This is a genomic window from Gracilibacillus sp. JCM 18860 (assembly GCF_055395245.1).
The window spans coordinates 24,795-39,315 of sequence record NZ_AP043868.1; the positions used below are offsets into that span (position 1 = coordinate 24,795).

General features: G+C 36.1%; 18 protein-coding genes. 14 read left to right on the top strand and 4 right to left on the bottom strand.

All coding sequences use genetic code 11. The features are described 5' to 3' along the window. Nucleotides 1-119: 119 nt before the first annotated feature. From ACZ5R4_RS00160 to thrB, 3 genes are read left to right on the top strand one after another with little or no spacing between them, the layout of a single operon-like run. Nucleotides 120-1,412: a homoserine dehydrogenase gene (locus ACZ5R4_RS00160; RefSeq protein ID WP_054859649.1), complete on the top strand. Its 1,293-nt coding sequence runs from the start codon at nucleotides 120-122 to the stop codon at nucleotides 1,410-1,412. Nucleotides 1,413-1,417: 5 nt separating this feature from the next. Next, the gene (thrC, locus tag ACZ5R4_RS00165; protein WP_109984669.1) at nucleotides 1,418-2,479 is read left to right on the top strand and encodes a threonine synthase; all 1,062 of its coding nucleotides are present in this window, start codon (nucleotides 1,418-1,420) and stop codon (nucleotides 2,477-2,479) included. After that, nucleotides 2,476-3,393, top strand: coding sequence for a homoserine kinase (gene thrB / locus ACZ5R4_RS00170; RefSeq protein ID WP_054859648.1), 918 nt, complete (start codon nucleotides 2,476-2,478; stop codon nucleotides 3,391-3,393). Before thrC ends, thrB begins: the two co-directional genes overlap by 4 nt. A 219-nt stretch (nucleotides 3,394-3,612) precedes the next feature. Here the strand turns inward: thrB and ACZ5R4_RS00175 are convergent, their stop codons facing one another. Further along, nucleotides 3,613-3,843 (bottom strand): NifU family protein, encoded by a 231-nt coding sequence (locus ACZ5R4_RS00175; RefSeq protein ID WP_054787508.1) that lies wholly within the window; start codon nucleotides 3,841-3,843, stop codon nucleotides 3,613-3,615. A 298-nt stretch (nucleotides 3,844-4,141) separates the two neighbouring features. Here ACZ5R4_RS00175 and ACZ5R4_RS00180 point away from each other — a divergent pair, with 298 nt between their 5' ends. The 5 genes from ACZ5R4_RS00180 to ACZ5R4_RS00200 all read left to right on the top strand — a co-directional run bounded on the left by ACZ5R4_RS00180 (nucleotide 4,142) and on the right by ACZ5R4_RS00200 (nucleotide 7,552). Continuing rightward, nucleotides 4,142-4,390: a DUF1450 domain-containing protein gene (locus ACZ5R4_RS00180; protein WP_054787507.1), complete on the top strand. Its 249-nt coding sequence runs from the start codon at nucleotides 4,142-4,144 to the stop codon at nucleotides 4,388-4,390. Between the two features lie 10 nt (nucleotides 4,391-4,400). Continuing rightward, entirely contained in the window at nucleotides 4,401-5,264 is an 864-nt protein-coding gene (dapF, locus tag ACZ5R4_RS00185; RefSeq protein WP_054859647.1) for a diaminopimelate epimerase, read from the top strand. 57 nt (nucleotides 5,265-5,321) lie between these two features. Continuing rightward, entirely contained in the window at nucleotides 5,322-5,681 is a 360-nt protein-coding gene (locus ACZ5R4_RS00190) for a HesB/IscA family protein (protein ID WP_109984647.1), read from the top strand. A gap of 268 nt (nucleotides 5,682-5,949) precedes the next feature. After that, entirely contained in the window at nucleotides 5,950-6,366 is a 417-nt protein-coding gene (locus ACZ5R4_RS00195; RefSeq protein ID WP_054859645.1) for a MarR family winged helix-turn-helix transcriptional regulator, read from the top strand. After that, nucleotides 6,359-7,552: an MFS transporter gene (locus ACZ5R4_RS00200; RefSeq protein WP_425454583.1), complete on the top strand. Its 1,194-nt coding sequence runs from the start codon at nucleotides 6,359-6,361 to the stop codon at nucleotides 7,550-7,552. The genes ACZ5R4_RS00195 and ACZ5R4_RS00200 overlap by 8 nt, the downstream gene beginning before the upstream one ends. Nucleotides 7,553-7,603: 51 nt before the next feature. Here the strand turns inward: ACZ5R4_RS00200 and ACZ5R4_RS00205 are convergent, their stop codons facing one another. Further along, the gene (locus ACZ5R4_RS00205) at nucleotides 7,604-8,587 is read right to left on the bottom strand and encodes an NAD(P)/FAD-dependent oxidoreductase (protein WP_054859642.1); all 984 of its coding nucleotides are present in this window, start codon (nucleotides 8,585-8,587) and stop codon (nucleotides 7,604-7,606) included. Nucleotides 8,588-8,906: 319 nt separating this feature from the next. Here ACZ5R4_RS00205 and ACZ5R4_RS00210 point away from each other — a divergent pair, with 319 nt between their 5' ends. The 3 genes from ACZ5R4_RS00210 (at nucleotide 8,907) to ACZ5R4_RS00220 (ending at nucleotide 11,388) form a co-directional block, all read left to right on the top strand. Beyond that, nucleotides 8,907-10,124 carry an NAD(P)/FAD-dependent oxidoreductase gene (locus ACZ5R4_RS00210; protein ID WP_245902325.1) on the top strand — a complete coding sequence of 406 codons (1,218 nt, stop codon included), beginning with the start codon at nucleotides 8,907-8,909 and terminating at the stop codon, nucleotides 10,122-10,124. 170 nt (nucleotides 10,125-10,294) lie between these two features. Further along, nucleotides 10,295-10,606 (top strand): YuiB family protein, encoded by a 312-nt coding sequence (locus ACZ5R4_RS00215; protein WP_054787504.1) that lies wholly within the window; start codon nucleotides 10,295-10,297, stop codon nucleotides 10,604-10,606. A 92-nt stretch (nucleotides 10,607-10,698) separates the two neighbouring features. Further along, a complete protein-coding gene (locus tag ACZ5R4_RS00220; protein WP_181397542.1) occupies nucleotides 10,699-11,388 on the top strand; it encodes a 3D domain-containing protein in 690 nt (229 codons plus the stop codon). 84 nt (nucleotides 11,389-11,472) lie between these two features. Here the strand turns inward: ACZ5R4_RS00220 and ACZ5R4_RS00225 are convergent, their stop codons facing one another. Both ACZ5R4_RS00225 and deoD read right to left on the bottom strand, forming a co-directional pair. After that, on the bottom strand, nucleotides 11,473-11,949 hold the full coding sequence (locus ACZ5R4_RS00225) for a divergent PAP2 family protein (RefSeq protein ID WP_109984644.1): 477 nt from the start codon (nucleotides 11,947-11,949) through the stop codon (nucleotides 11,473-11,475). Nucleotides 11,950-12,227: 278 nt separating this feature from the next. Continuing rightward, complete coding sequence (gene deoD / locus ACZ5R4_RS00230; RefSeq protein WP_109984643.1) at nucleotides 12,228-12,935, bottom strand: purine-nucleoside phosphorylase; 708 nt, start codon at nucleotides 12,933-12,935, stop codon at nucleotides 12,228-12,230. A 210-nt stretch (nucleotides 12,936-13,145) separates the two neighbouring features. On the opposite strand from deoD, the gene ACZ5R4_RS00235 reads away from it, so the two are divergent. The 3 genes from ACZ5R4_RS00235 (at nucleotide 13,146) to ACZ5R4_RS00245 (ending at nucleotide 14,517) form a co-directional block, all read left to right on the top strand. Beyond that, the gene (locus tag ACZ5R4_RS00235) at nucleotides 13,146-13,406 is read left to right on the top strand and encodes a phosphocarrier protein HPr (protein ID WP_054787503.1); all 261 of its coding nucleotides are present in this window, start codon (nucleotides 13,146-13,148) and stop codon (nucleotides 13,404-13,406) included. 288 nt (nucleotides 13,407-13,694) lie between these two features. Further along, complete coding sequence (locus tag ACZ5R4_RS00240) at nucleotides 13,695-13,865, top strand: hypothetical protein (RefSeq protein WP_181397541.1); 171 nt, start codon at nucleotides 13,695-13,697, stop codon at nucleotides 13,863-13,865. Nucleotides 13,866-13,926: 61 nt separating this feature from the next. Beyond that, the gene (locus tag ACZ5R4_RS00245) at nucleotides 13,927-14,517 is read left to right on the top strand and encodes a superoxide dismutase family protein (protein ID WP_054787502.1); all 591 of its coding nucleotides are present in this window, start codon (nucleotides 13,927-13,929) and stop codon (nucleotides 14,515-14,517) included. Nucleotides 14,518-14,521 lie beyond the last annotated feature (4 nt).

The following is a 14,521-nucleotide window of genomic DNA, read 5'->3' on the forward strand; positions in this document are numbered from 1 at the left end:
AACCAATTTTTTCTTTATTTTTGGGCAATTGGTTCTTGATAAACCGGGGATAGCCATGTATAATGTCCACTATATACAAACAAATGTATTCTTAGGATATACAGTTGGGGGATGATCAGATGAGTCAAGTAAATGTTGGGCTGTGTGGTTTAGGTACAGTTGGCACAGGTGTTGTCAAGATTCTACAAAACCATGCAGATGAAATTAAATATAAAGTAGGTAGTGAACTAAATATAAAGAAAATCCTCGTTCATGACTTAAATAAGGCTAGGGATGTTGCGATTAGCCGTGAATGGCTAACAACAGATCCAGACGAGCTTGTCAATAATGCAGATATTGATATAATTATTGAAGTAATGGGTGGAATTGAAGATACAAATCTTTTATTGGAAAAGGCAATCCGCAACAAGAAGCATATCGTCACAGCAAATAAGGATTTGATGGCGGTACATGGACAAAAGCTATTAAAGCTTGCCAAAGAGAACCAGTGTGACATTTTATATGATGCAAGTGTTGCTGGTGGAATTCCGATCATTCGCTCATTAACAGAGGGGTTAGCCTCAGATAAAATCCAAAAAATTATGGGTATTGTGAATGGTACTACCAATTACATCTTAACAAAAATGACGGATGAAGAGCTTGCTTTTGAGCCTGTGTTAAAAGAAGCACAAGAGCTTGGTTTTGCAGAAGCAGATCCAACCTCTGATGTGGATGGACTAGATGCTGCACGTAAGATGGTGCTCCTAGCTAATTTAGCTTTTAAAATGGAGATTGGTCTCGATGATGTAGAGGTTTCCGGAATTCGAACAATTTCCCAGGAAGATATTACTTTTGCGACAAGTTTAGGGTATACTATTAAGTTGATAGGGATTGCATCGATTCATAATGGTAAAGTAGAAGTAAGTGTTGAACCGACTTTATTACCAAAGGAGCATCCATTAGCTCTTGTAAAGAATGAATTCAATGCAGTATATGTATATGGAGAAGCAGTAGGAGAAACGATGTTCTATGGACCAGGTGCAGGAAGTTTACCGACTGCAACTGCTGTCGTATCTGATCTTATGGACGTGGCTAAGAATATCCGATTAGGTATTACTGGTAATGAATATATTACTCCGCAATATGAGAAGCAATTAAAAGAAGATAACGAGAAATATATGCAGTATTTTCTTCGTATGGAAGTTGACGATGCAGCTGGAACATTCCAAAAAATTACGAATGTGTTTACAGATGAAAATGTTAGTTTTGCGAAAATTTTGCAGTTACCTTCTGATAAGGAAAAAATAGCAGAGATCGTGATGATCACACATAAGATTAGTAAGCAACAATTATTAAATAGTAGAGAAAATTTAAAAGGATTAGACGTAGTTAACGAGATCATTAGCTGTTACCGCGTCGATGGGGAGGATTAATGTTTATGGCATGGCAAGGATTGTTGAAGGAATATAAAGAATATTTACCAATTGAGGATAAGACACCACTCATCAGTTTACACGAAGGGAACACTCCTCTAATTAAATTAGAAAAATTATCAAAAAAATTCGGTATTAATGCCTATGCGAAATTCGAAGGACTAAATCCTACTGGGTCTTTTAAGGATCGTGGAATGGTAATGGCTATGGCTAAAGCTGTAGAGGATGGGGCAAAAGCAGTGATTTGTGCATCTACAGGAAATACATCTGCTTCAGCAGCTGCGTTCGCTGCACGTGCTGGCTTGAGATGTATTGTGGTCATTCCAGAGGGTAAAATTGCTCAAGGTAAGCTAGCTCAAGCAGTCATGTATGGTGCTGAGATTTATTCGATTCAAGGAAATTTTGATGATGCATTAAAAATTGTTCGTAAATTAGCTGAAACAGGAGAAGTAGCGCTTGTCAACTCAGTTAATCCATATCGAATTGAAGGACAAAAGACGGCTGCATTTGAGGTATGTGATGCATTAGGTACAGCTCCGGATTATTTATTTATTCCTGTTGGTAATGCAGGTAATATTACTGCTTACTGGAAAGGGTTTAAAGAATATCATGAATTAAAGCAAACTGGCTTACCTCAAATGATGGGATTTGAAGCAAGTGGTGCTGCTGCGATTGTACATAATCGCGTATTTGAGAATCCAGAAACGGTAGGTACTGCTATTCGTATTGGAAATCCTGCTAGTTGGCAAGGTGCGGTTAATGCTCGTGATGAATCCAATGGAGAAATTGATGAAGTGACTGATGAGGAAATGATTGCTGCCTATAAATGGATCGCACAAAATGAAGGGATTTTTGCTGAACCAGCATCATGTGCTTCTATCGCTGGCTTATTTAAAAAGTTAGAGGCAGGGATCGTAGAGAAAGGTGCAACGGTTGTAAATGTGCTTACTGGAAATGGATTGAAGGATCCAAATACCGCTATTGACTATAGTGACGTCAAACCAACTGTTCTTCCTAATGAAGAAGAGGTTGTTATGAAAGCTATTTTAGGTAGTGTACAAGCATGAGTTGGTTCATTCGAGTACCTTCCAGTACCTCAAACTTAGGTGCTGGTTTTGACTCCATTGGTTTAGCGTTAAATCTTTATTTAGAATTAGCTGTTGCAAAATCAGATAAATGGGAGTTTATTCCTACTTCTTCATGTTTAGAAGGAATTCCTTCTGGCAAGGATAATTTAGTTTATGAAATTGTGGAACGTGTTGCCGAAAGGTATGATCGGATAAATGACCTTACTCCATGCCGAGTGGAGATGAAAAGTGATATCCCATTAGCAAGAGGCTTGGGTAGTAGTGCTACCGCGATTATTGCAGGGATCGAATTAGCTAATCTATTATTGAATCTTGATTTAGAGCAGGATGAGAAATTAGAAATTGCTACAGAAATTGAAGGTCACCCAGATAATGTAGCACCGTCCCTCTTAGGAGGCTGTGTGATTGGCCATTATGATGGAGAGGTAGCTTATACTCAAATACCTGTTAAGGGTGTCACATTTGTTGCAATTATTCCAAATTTTGAATTGAAAACGAAAGATGCACGAGCCGTTTTGCCAAATTCCTTTAGCTTTAAAGAAAGTGTCCAAGCGAGTAGTGTAGCTAATGTTAGTGTTGCCGCAATTTGCCAAGGGAATTGGAGATTGCTTGGTGAAATGATGAAGAAGGATCACTTTCACCAACCATATCGTAAGTCTTTAATTCCTCATTATGATGATTTATTACATTATTTAAATGAAAGTGCACTTGGTGTTTTTTTGAGTGGTGCAGGACCTACGATGATTGCTATAGTGGATGACAAAAACGTATTCACTGCATTGAAAAAATGGCGTTCGGAATTTCCAGAGTTTGAATGGCTCTCTCTTCAAGTAGAGAATGGAGGCTCCTATGTGGAGACACGTAAGGAATCAATGATACGTCACGATGGTTAAAACGAACTTTGAAAGAAACAGTTTATGTAAGACAAAATTCGGGCTTTCTGTTAGTTAAAGTCCGGATTTTTATTTAGCTTATAGCACAAATGATGAAATACAATGAAGAATAGGTAAAACAGAAAATAATCAGTGAAAAAAGCATTGATGCCGAAAGAGTTGAGCACCAATGCTTTTTTATTCGTTCGTGTTCAGAACGTTTTTATTTCATCATCGTAATTAGAATACTTGTTCAATTTCAGTGACACCAGGGACTTCAGCCATAAGGGCACGTTCAATACCTGCTTTCAGTGTGATCGTTGAACTTGGGCAGTTTCCACAAGCTCCCATTAGTCGGAGGCGAACAATGCCATCCTCAACATCTACTAATTCCACATCTCCACCGTCACGTAGTAAAAAAGGACGTAATTTATTTAATACTTCTTGCACTTGTTCTGTTTGTTGTTCCATTACTATTATCTCCTTTCAAACCTTAATAAGTGCGACTACGGCTCTAGTTGCCGAGTTTTTTATCGCTGCGCAACCATTCAGTAGGAGATAAAAAACTCACCACTGATGGAAGCTCCCTTTATTAAAAGCTAAATTTAACAAAAGCTATGTCATATAATCATTTAGGTGATAAACAATCTCAATAATATTTTATCTTTATTCGTATCATTTGTAAATAGTTCTGTATTGTAAATATAATATAGAAAGACTCTCGGTTGTAGATCGTTCTTTAACGATCCTATTTATAAGGTGTGATATAATGAAGATAACGATAAACATTGGCTTTTGTGTGAAAAATTTAGCTAAAGGATCAGAAATAGTAAAACAGGAACTGTTAAGGGATCCTGATTTTAATGTGAGTGAATATGGCTGTACTAGTTATTGTGGAATCTGTCGTAATTATTATGTTGCGATTGTTAATGGTAAACCAATTAAAGCAGATTCTCCTAATGAATTACTAGATAATATTCATACCTACGTAGAGGATGTTCTTTTAGAAGAAATGTGAGGGAAATGAAATGGAAATACCTTTTACAAAAATGCATGGACTTGGAAATAGTTATATTTACCTTAATTTATATCAATTTTCCATAAAAGAAGAAGAATTACCGGATCTGGCGAAAGTAATTGCAGATAAGAATATTGGAATAGGATCAGATGGCCTCATCCTTATTCATCCTTCTAATAAAGCAGATGTTGGGATGCGAATTTTTAATAAAGATGGTTCAGAAGGTAAAAACTGTGGGAATGGATTACGCTGTGTCGCAAAATATGCTTACGAGAATCGCTTAGTAGAAAGTAAGAATTTTGCCATTGAAACAAAAGCCGGCAATGTTCAAGCAGAGGTACATGGTGATCGAGAATCTATTAAGGAAATTACCGTTGATATGGGACAGCCGATTTTACAAAGAAGTAAAATTCCTATGATTGGAAAGGATAAGGAAAAGGTTGTGGCTGAAGCTTTTTCCATCGATCATACGAGATTAGAAGTAACAGCCGTCTCCATGGGAAACCCTCATGCTGTTTTCTTTGTTGATAAGATAGAAGAGGCACCATTAACAACCCTCGGTCCTATCATAGAACAAGATCAGCGCTTTCCTGAAGGGATAAATGTCGAATTTGTCGAAAGAGTAAATGAAAAAGAACTTCATTTCCGTGTATGGGAAAGAGGCTCGGGTATTACACAAGCGTGTGGTACAGGTGCGTGTGCCGCAGTAGTCGCAGCCGTATTAAATCACCAATTAGAGAAAGAAAAAGAAATCACTGTTCATCTAGCTGGTGGAGATTTATTTATTACATGGGCAATGGATGGAAGAGTGTGGATGAGAGGCGAAGCGAAGACCACAGTGGAAGGAGTCTTTTACTGGGAGCGTAATAATTGAACTTTCTACTATAAGTTAGTATACTAAAAGAAAATTCTGCTTAAAGGAGTTTTTTAAGTGATTATTCAAATAACAGATAATGCGAAATATCAGATACAAGAAATGATGAAGGAAGAGGATGCAGACACTGTTCGTTTACGTTTTGGGGTGAAGGGTGGAGGCTGTAGTGGACTTTCTTATTCATTAGGCTTTGATTATGATGTAAATGAGGAATTAGACCATACAGAGGAATCGAATGGAATTCCATTAACGATAAAAAAATTCGATATAGATGTGATTGAAGGTACGACCATCGATTTTAAAGAAAACATGATGGGTGGGGGATTCACGATCGATAATCCCAATGCGATTGTTTCCTGTGGTTGTGGTTCTTCCTTTAAAGCGAAAGAAAGAGAAGGCACACCGGAAAATTGCTAAATAATAGGCTGGTAGCATTGTTGCTATCAGCTTTTTTTATACGTTAGAAAAGTATAAATTTAAAGCTAGGAAGCGAAAATTTTTGATGTTCAGAGTATAAGATAAGCTTACGCATCCGCTAAAAGACGAGCGAATGCGAGTTTTTCTAATATAAACTGGTTCAAGTTCTTCTTTACATCAGCGCGAAAATAAGTTAATATATTTACCTAGGTAAATAAAAGGTTATAGGAAAACACTTTACTCTAATAAAATACTAGGTGGGCGAAGGATGAATACGAGTGAATTACTCCATTTATTCAATCAAAAATTAAGATTGTTTACTAAGGAATTAAATGAAATCCTCCAGGAGTTTGATTTATATGCTTCTCAATGGACTATTCTCTACACATTACACGAAAGAGGAAAAATGACACAGACCGAAATCTGGCAATATTTAAAGGTAGAGGCTCCTACAACAACGAGAACACTTGTAAGAATGGAGAAAAATGGCTGGATTAGAAGAAAAGCTGGAAGTGATAAGCGAGAACGAATGGTGGAATTGACAGAGAAGGCTACCCAACAAATTCCACTTATTCTAGATACCGTTAAAAAATGTGAAGATAGATTTCTTCATAAACTTTCCAATGCCGAACAAATAAAACTTCATGAATTTTTATCAAAATTGGATTTAGAAAGAGATGAATAATTTGACAAAAGAGAAAATTTGGACGAAAAATTTTATTAGTATATCATTGGTGAATTTATTTGTATTCACTACTTTTTATGCTTTACTTACAACACTACCTTTATATGTAATGGAGGAATGGGGAGTTACAGAAGCAAAGGGCGGTTTAGTGGTGACGGTTATGCTACTAGCCGCTATTGTTATTAGACCATTATCAGGTAATATTCTGTCACGTTTTGGCAAAAGGAAAATGTTAATTCTTACGGTTATTCTTTTTGCACTTTCGGTTATTGTCTATGTCTTCATACAGAATTTTACAGGGCTATTAGTCTTACGTTTTTGGCATGGTATACCTTTTGCGATTTTGACGACTGCAACTTCTGCTTTGGCAGCAGATATTGTTCCTAAGACAAGGCGTGGAGAGGGTCTCGGTTATTTCACCATGTCGATGAATTTAGCAATCGTGATTGGTCCGTTCCTTGGCTTAACACTTACCCAATTTGTTACCTACAAAACGATGGTGATTATTCTTAATATCTTTACGATTATAAGCGTGTTTTTAGCATTGCTAGTGAAGGACCATCATAAGGCTAGTAAGGATATAGAGATGAAGGAAGAGAAACTCACAAAAAAACTCAGCTTACAAGATTTATTTGAAAAAAATGCCTTATCTACTTCATTTATTGGATTACTTATCTCGTTTGCTTATTCAAGTATCATTTCCTATATATCCGTTTATGCTAATGATTTGGGGCTGAGTAGTGCATCAAGCTATTTCTTTCTTGTTTTTGCCCTTATGATGTTAATTTCTAGACCATATTTGGGAAGATGGTTTGACACATATGGAGCATTACCTGTAATTATTCCTTGCATGATATTGTTTGCACTTGGTTTCGTGGGACTAAGCTTGTCTACTACGGCTACACTGTTTTTAATTTCTGCAGGGGTTATCGGGATTGGCTATGGTTCTTTATTACCTTTTATGCTTTCCGTTGTTGTGGAAAGATCCCCGTCCCATCGAAGTGGACATGCAACGGCCACGTTTTTTACGCTTTATGACTCGGGTATAGCGCTCGGATCGTTTCTATTAGGAATCATTGTTGCACATACTGGTTTTGTTAATCTCTTCTTTCTCTTAGCAGGATTCGTGATTATGGTAACTTTTCTGTTTTTACTTTTATTTAAGAAGCAACCAAAAGTATCATAATTTTAAATAAAAAAGTTTGTGAACAGTTAATTCACAAACTTTTTTATCTTTTTAAAACATACTAGTCGAGTGTTTCGGCTGAATTCTTGCTTTTGGATCCATATATGCTTTGGCATTATTTACAGCAGTTGGCCCTTCACCAAAGCCAGACACAATTAAATTCACTTTTCCAGGATATGTGCAAATATCACCGGCTGCGTAAATTCCAGGTATGTTTGTTTCCATTTTCGAGTTAACGACGATACTATTCTTATCTATTTCAAGTCCCCAATCTTTGATTGGACCAAGCGATGAAATAAAGCCATAATTGACAAGGACATGATCGACATCGAGTACAATTTCACTTTCTCCTTTTACCTTTTGGAGTCTTACTTGTTCAATTTTATTCTCTCCGATTAAGGCTTCAGGCACATATGGTGTAAGAATGTGAATATTTGAATTCATTAATGTTTCGACACTGCTTTCGTGTGCACGGAATTGGTCACGACGATGAACAAGTGTGACGTCTTTAGCGATTGGCTCAAGCATTAAAGCCCAATCCACTGCCGAATCACCACCACCAAAAAGTACTACCCGTTGATCACGAAACATATCTAAATTGTTTACAAAATAATGAAGGTTTTGATCTTCAAACTGATCTACATTATCGAGCGCTAGCTTTCTTGGTTGAAAGGCACCATTACCACCTGTAATAATGATGACCTTTGAATAATGTTCCTCTGAATCTGTTACTATACGGAAAGAATCGTCCTCTAATCGTTCTACTTGTTCAACCGATTGATTTAGGACAATTTCTGGACTAAATAGATCTGCCTGTTCTTTTAAATTATCTACTAATTCTTGTGCACGAATTTTCGGAAAACCAGCTACATCATAAATATATTTTTCTGGATATAATGCACTTAGTTGTCCACCAATTTGTGGTAAACTTTCTATTATTTTAACAGACGATTGTCTTAACCCACCATAAAAAGCGGTGAATAGCCCAACAGGACCTGCACCAATAATCGTTATATCATAAACTTCATGAGACACTATAGATTCCCCCTAATAAGTTACATCAATGGCTATTATTTTATCATAATTTTACAAAAAATAAATAGAACTTTGTTTTCATATACTTATATTGGGATTGGATGGTTTTGAATCATACAAGATGTTTTGGATAGAAATTATCCTTTAATTACAAACAGTTTGCTAGATTTTTTAACAAAAGTGAACTCAAGGGTTGAAAAATGTCGGAAAAAAGAATAACATATAATATGGACTAATTAATTAGAATTAAAAGTATTAGATCGTACGTGAAAAATATCACGTAATCGAATTAAAAAAAATGTAAATGGATGTGAGAAAGATGAATCAACCAAAAATTGTTGTTCTTGGAGCGGGTTATGGTGGACTAACCACTGTAGCAAAGCTACAAAAGAAATTAGGTGTCAATGATGCTAAAATTACATTAGTTAATAAGCATGACTATCACTATGAATCTACTTGGTTACATGAAGCAGCAGCTGGAACTCTTCATCATGATCGAAGCCGTGTCAAAATTAGTGATCTTATCAATTCAGCAAAAGTAGAATTTATCCAAGATACGGTAACAGCTATTAAACCAGATGATAAAAAGGTAGAATTACAAAATGGCGTTCTTGATTATGACTATCTAGTAGTAGCATTAGGATTCGAGGCGGCAACATTCGGAATTCCTGGTCTACTAGAGAATGCTTTCACTATTGGTAGCATTAACCAAGCAAGATTAATTCGTGAGCATATTGACTATCAATTTGCTAAGTATAATAATGAACCTGAACCGAAACAAGAGCGCTTAAATATCGTTGTCGGTGGTGGGGGATTTACAGGTATCGAGTTTTTAGGAGAACTTGCAAATCGTGTACCAGAGCTCTGTAAGGAATATGATATTGATCGAAGTAAGGTTCGATTAATCAATGTCGAGGCAATGGAAACCATTATGCCAGGCTTTGATCCAGAACTAATCGAATATGCGATGAATTCATTAGAAGCACGTGGTGTTGAATTCAAGCTGGGAGCCTTTTTAAAAGAATGCCGTCCTGATGGAATTACGATCGAGCAAAATGGGGAAAGAGAAGATATTCCAACTTTAACAACGGTATGGGCTGCAGGTGTTCGTGCAAACCACTTAGTAGAAGAATCTAGTCTGGAAGATAATCGTGGTAAAGTAGAAGTAACTCCACATTTACGAGCACCATCACATGAAGATGTATTTGTTGTAGGTGATTGTGCCTTAATTTGGAACAAAGAAATTGACCGTCCATATCCTCCAACAGCTCAAATTGCCATGCAAGAAGCAGAAGTCTGTGCACATAACTTAATTGCACTTGTTAAAGGTGGCGAGCTAGAGGAATTTGAATTCATTAACAGAGGTACCGTGTGTTCTTTAGGTGATAAAGATGCAATGGGATCCATCTTTGGTGGTAAGAAATTATTTGGTTGGTCAGCATCCTTTATGAAAAAGGTGATTGACAACCGAGCACTATTCAAAATTGGTGGAGTTGGCTTAGTACTTAAAAAAGGTAAGTTTAATATCTTTGGTTAAATAAAGAGCAGAGGAGTTTTCCCTCTGCTTTTTTGGTAAGCGTAGATGCCTTGCTCCGATAAGTTAACACTCACTGTGATAATCAGTTGTTCTGCGTATTTCTTGAAATAGCTAGAGGCAAATAATAGAATAAAAAGAGTGATTACATCGATACATAAGGGAGAACCATTATGATTCAATTGTTTATTTCCGTGTTATTGTTTTTCGTATTATTCTTTGGGATAAGCTTTATCTTAAATATGATTTTAAGGCAGACATGGCTGATGTGCTTTGTATTTCCGATCATTGTTATTTTTATTGTCGATACTTTTTCCTTCAGCACTTATTTCACTGATCCTTCCTTTGCATTTACAACACTTGGTGAGGAGTTTATGGCCTTAGGAATACAGGATATGATTATTTTGGCATCAGGTTTTGTTGGTACTCTTGTTGCAGGATTTGTTATTCGATTTTTGCGGAAAAATGGCTATCAAATGTTTTGATAATGATAGTTGGATAGATTTGATTTTGTGAGTGGATGTATAAAAAAAGTTAGAATGGAAAAGATGACACCTAGAAAGGTGTGATCTTTTTTATGTTAGTTAAATTTTGTAGAAGATGCTTAATGATAGCACTGTTTGTTGGGGCTTTAGTTTCCACTTTTACAGTAGTTTCTAATGTATCTGCTAAAGAAGTTTTATTAGGTGTGCAGGACCACCTAGAAAAGGATACTAGTTACTCCCAAGATGTATCAGGCAAATCTTTAGTAGATAAAAAGAAATATGTTAAATACAGAAATAATAAAACAACTTATATTTCTAATCAACAGGTCGAAGCCCCAGCTTCGTTAGAGGAAACGCTGAATTTGGAGAAATATGAACAAAAAAAAGTAATGGCAACAGGCTATACTGCGGGTGTGGAATCAACAGGGAAATCTCCTGATCATCCGGCATATGGGATTACTTTCTCCGGAGTAAAGGTAAAAAGAGATTTATATTCTACGATTGCGGCTGATTTAGATGTTTTCCCTTTAGGTACCGTATTGTTCATCCCGGAATATGGTTACGGGGTAGTGGCTGATACAGGTAGTGCAATTAAAGGTAATAAGATAGATCTATATTACCCAACGGTAGAAGAGGTATATGAAAAATGGGGAAAGAAAGAAGTAAATGTTTACGTGATAGAATATGGTGAAGGAAAGTTAACAGAAGAGGTTATGGCAGATTTAAATAATAACGAAGCTTTACAAGTTTTTCGATCACAATATCAGTCAAAATCGGAATAAAATTAAAGAATTTCTTAAGGTAGTTCCCACTTTTTAGAGGAGCTACCTTTTTTCATCGCGCAAATCATCCGTTTATAATAGATATTATGCAAAAAATGGGTATAGTAGATAGGCAAGGAATATTCCAGTTAATCCTCCAAAAAAGACTTCGATAGGTTGATGTCCTAATAGTTCCTTTAATTCTTTTTGTTTTTCATATTCTCCTTTTTGTCCCCAGCCCTTTGCCTCTGTAACAAAACGGTGAAAATCCTTTACCAGCATATTTAATAAAATGGCTTGTTCTCCTGCTTGTCTTCTAATTCCTGTTGCATCAAACATAATAATGATTGCCGTGATGCAGGAAATCGCGAATAAACCAGAAGATACGCCATGTTCAATGCCGATTCCAGTTGTCACAGCTGTTACAGCAGCGGAATGGCTACTCGGCATGCCACCTGTACTGAAGGCAAGACCAGGCTTAAATTCCTTTGTTGCAAAAAAATGGAGTGGGATTTTTACTACTTGTGCGAACACTATGGCGATTAAAGCAGACCAAAGAGGAAAATTAGAAAAAAGCTCCAAATGTATACATCCTTTCTCTTTCTATAGGATTGAATTTATCGATTTAGACCAACTGTTAAGCTTGAACAATGAAAACTCACTTTGTAACATTATAGCACAGCTTTTTCTCAATATATAACAGGTGAATAAAATTAACAACAAATTTATAAAGGATTTATCTGTAGGTGAAAAGCCCTTCCTTGAAGTGAGTATTATCATTAGGAAAAAAATGAGAAAAGGAACGAGATCCTTTTCTCATTTATTATCTATTAGATGATAAAACCTCACAAATAGAAGTCTTACTTTATTGCGGCATCTAAGGATACCTCAATCATATCGTTAAAGGTTGTTTGTCTTTCCATTGCAGAAGTTTCTTCTCCTGTTATCATATGGTCAGATACCGTTAATACGGAAAGTGCCTTACGGTTGAATTTTGCTGCTAGTGTGTAAAGTGCTGTACTCTCCATTTCGATAGCTAGTACATTATATTGATCTAGTAAGGCAAGCAATTCCTCATTATTATCACGGTAGAAATTATCACTCGTAAAAACATTGCCTACTTGTATTGATAATCCTTTTTCGATCCCTGTGTCATAGGCATTTTTTAATAAAGAAAAATCAGCTGTAGGGGCATAATCAATTCCGCCAAAAACCATACGATTCATTTGTGAATCAGTAGAAGAGGTGCTAGCTAAAATGACGTCTCTTACTTTGACATCCTTTTGGATCGCTCCACACGTACCAACCCGGATTAGTTTTTGCACATCATAGCTCTGAATTAGTTCATTGACGTAAATAGAAATGGATGGTACTCCCATCCCTGTTCCCTGAACAGATATTTTCTTTCCTTTATATGTTCCAGTATACCCATACATTCCTCGAACTTCATTATAACAAGCCATTTCCTCGAGGAAATTTTCAGCAATGTACTTTGCACGAAGCGGATCACCTGGAAGCAGAACTGTATCTGCAATATCGCCTTTTTGGGCACCAATATGTATACTCATTTAAAATCCTCCTTAGCTTAACAATGCTTGTGTATTATGAAAATAGCACATAAAAGAAGGAATTACAAATGCAACCTCGGGCTTCTTAAATTTTTTTTGTTTTTTGTTTCTAATTTGAAATATTTCGTATATAATAAGATTTAGTAGCTGCATTTTTATTGGTAATTATTTATACAATGTAATGACGAAGATGATGAGGAGGAATACGGAATGAAAGAACAAACCTTTACAATCCAAAGTGACACAGGTATTCATGCAAGACCAGCGACTTTACTTGTTAATAAGGCAGGACAGTATGAATCACATGTTGAACTACATTATAATGGAAAAACAGTTAATCTAAAGTCGATCATGGGAGTTATGTCTTTAGGTGTTCCTAAAGGCGCTGAGATTCGGATTACGGTTGATGGAAATGATGAAGATCAAGCATTGGAAGGGATTGCAGAAACTATTCAAGAACACTTAGGATAGTAGATTGCTTACTTACACATACTTTATCTCAAATACTTATGGAGAAAAAAGCTAGCTTTGACTAGCTTTTTTTCTTATGACTAATTTTATCAAAGCCAATGATTTCATTCTATTATCTCATATTACATAAATTTTCCATACTCCTCATAGTTACTACGATTAATTGTTGAGAGGCTACAGCTATGGTACTATTTAAATAGGTAACTTTTAAGGCGAGTTTAGAATGGTTAAACTAAAACAACTTAATGATATGTTTAATAGTAACTTTAACAAAGGAAGTGATAGACAATGATGGAATTTCTTTATTTTCCTGAGGATAAGGCAGAATATATTCCAGCTGTTATTAGTTTAATTGTCTTCGTGATTGGAGCTTTTGTAGCCATGCACTTTATTAGGAAAGCCTCCAAAAAAGAAGAAGAGAAGTTTGATCAGAAATATAAGAATACAAATTCAAAATAATATCTGATTAACTTTTCATCGTTTGTCCATACTAATATATAGAAGAAGGGTGGATATACGTATGAAAAGATTTCCTATATTATTATTCATATTTAGTTTATGTATTCTAAGTGCTTGTAAGGATAATACACGTTCTCCGCTTGAGGTTCGATTGTACAATGCAGATAATGATGCAGTAGGAACAGCAACATTTAAAGAACAGGCTGATAAAGTAACGGTTCATGTAACAGCAGAGGGATTAACGCCCGGATTTCATGGTATCCATATACATGAATATCCAGCTTGTGAAGGGCCTGATTTTCAAACAGCTGGCAACCATTTCAATCCGAAAGGAAAGGATCATGGCTTAATGAATCCTAAAGGAGCACATTTAGGGGATATGCCTAATATTGAGGCAGACCCCAGTGGTGCGGTTGATGTTGAATTAGATATTCCTGAAGCAACCTTGATGGATGGTAATACATCATTATTACGTGAGAATGGGACGTCGATCATTATTCATGAGAAACAAGATGATGGGATTTCTCAGCCTGCGGGCGATGCTGGTAATCGAGTTGTTTGTGGAGTTATTTCCTTAGATGAATCGAATCAAGAAAATAAGCCTACTGATCCAACTGAGGTTGATAAAGAGGAAGAGAAAAAGGGTAAGTAAGCCT

What these genes read in the sequence shown, in the direction of transcription:
- ACZ5R4_RS00160 (WP_054859649.1), top strand. Translation starts at nt 120, where the DNA reads ATGAGTCAAGTAAATGTTGGGCTGTGTGGTTTAGGTACAGTTGGCACA.
- thrC (WP_109984669.1), top strand. Translation starts at nt 1,418, where the DNA reads ATGGCATGGCAAGGATTGTTGAAGGAATATAAAGAATATTTACCAATT.
- thrB (WP_054859648.1), top strand. Translation starts at nt 2,476, where the DNA reads ATGAGTTGGTTCATTCGAGTACCTTCCAGTACCTCAAACTTAGGTGCT.
- ACZ5R4_RS00175 (WP_054787508.1), bottom strand. Translation starts at nt 3,843, where the DNA reads ATGGAACAACAAACAGAACAAGTGCAAGAAGTATTAAATAAATTACGT.
- ACZ5R4_RS00180 (WP_054787507.1), top strand. Translation starts at nt 4,142, where the DNA reads ATGAAGATAACGATAAACATTGGCTTTTGTGTGAAAAATTTAGCTAAA.
- dapF (WP_054859647.1), top strand. Translation starts at nt 4,401, where the DNA reads ATGGAAATACCTTTTACAAAAATGCATGGACTTGGAAATAGTTATATT.
- ACZ5R4_RS00195 (WP_054859645.1), top strand. Translation starts at nt 5,950, where the DNA reads ATGAATACGAGTGAATTACTCCATTTATTCAATCAAAAATTAAGATTG.
- ACZ5R4_RS00200 (WP_425454583.1), top strand. Translation starts at nt 6,359, where the DNA reads ATGAATAATTTGACAAAAGAGAAAATTTGGACGAAAAATTTTATTAGT.
- ACZ5R4_RS00210 (WP_245902325.1), top strand. Translation starts at nt 8,907, where the DNA reads ATGAATCAACCAAAAATTGTTGTTCTTGGAGCGGGTTATGGTGGACTA.
- ACZ5R4_RS00215 (WP_054787504.1), top strand. Translation starts at nt 10,295, where the DNA reads ATGATTCAATTGTTTATTTCCGTGTTATTGTTTTTCGTATTATTCTTT.
- ACZ5R4_RS00220 (WP_181397542.1), top strand. Translation starts at nt 10,699, where the DNA reads ATGTTAGTTAAATTTTGTAGAAGATGCTTAATGATAGCACTGTTTGTT.
- deoD (WP_109984643.1), bottom strand. Translation starts at nt 12,935, where the DNA reads ATGAGTATACATATTGGTGCCCAAAAAGGCGATATTGCAGATACAGTT.
- ACZ5R4_RS00235 (WP_054787503.1), top strand. Translation starts at nt 13,146, where the DNA reads ATGAAAGAACAAACCTTTACAATCCAAAGTGACACAGGTATTCATGCA.
- ACZ5R4_RS00240 (WP_181397541.1), top strand. Translation starts at nt 13,695, where the DNA reads ATGATGGAATTTCTTTATTTTCCTGAGGATAAGGCAGAATATATTCCA.
- ACZ5R4_RS00245 (WP_054787502.1), top strand. Translation starts at nt 13,927, where the DNA reads ATGAAAAGATTTCCTATATTATTATTCATATTTAGTTTATGTATTCTA.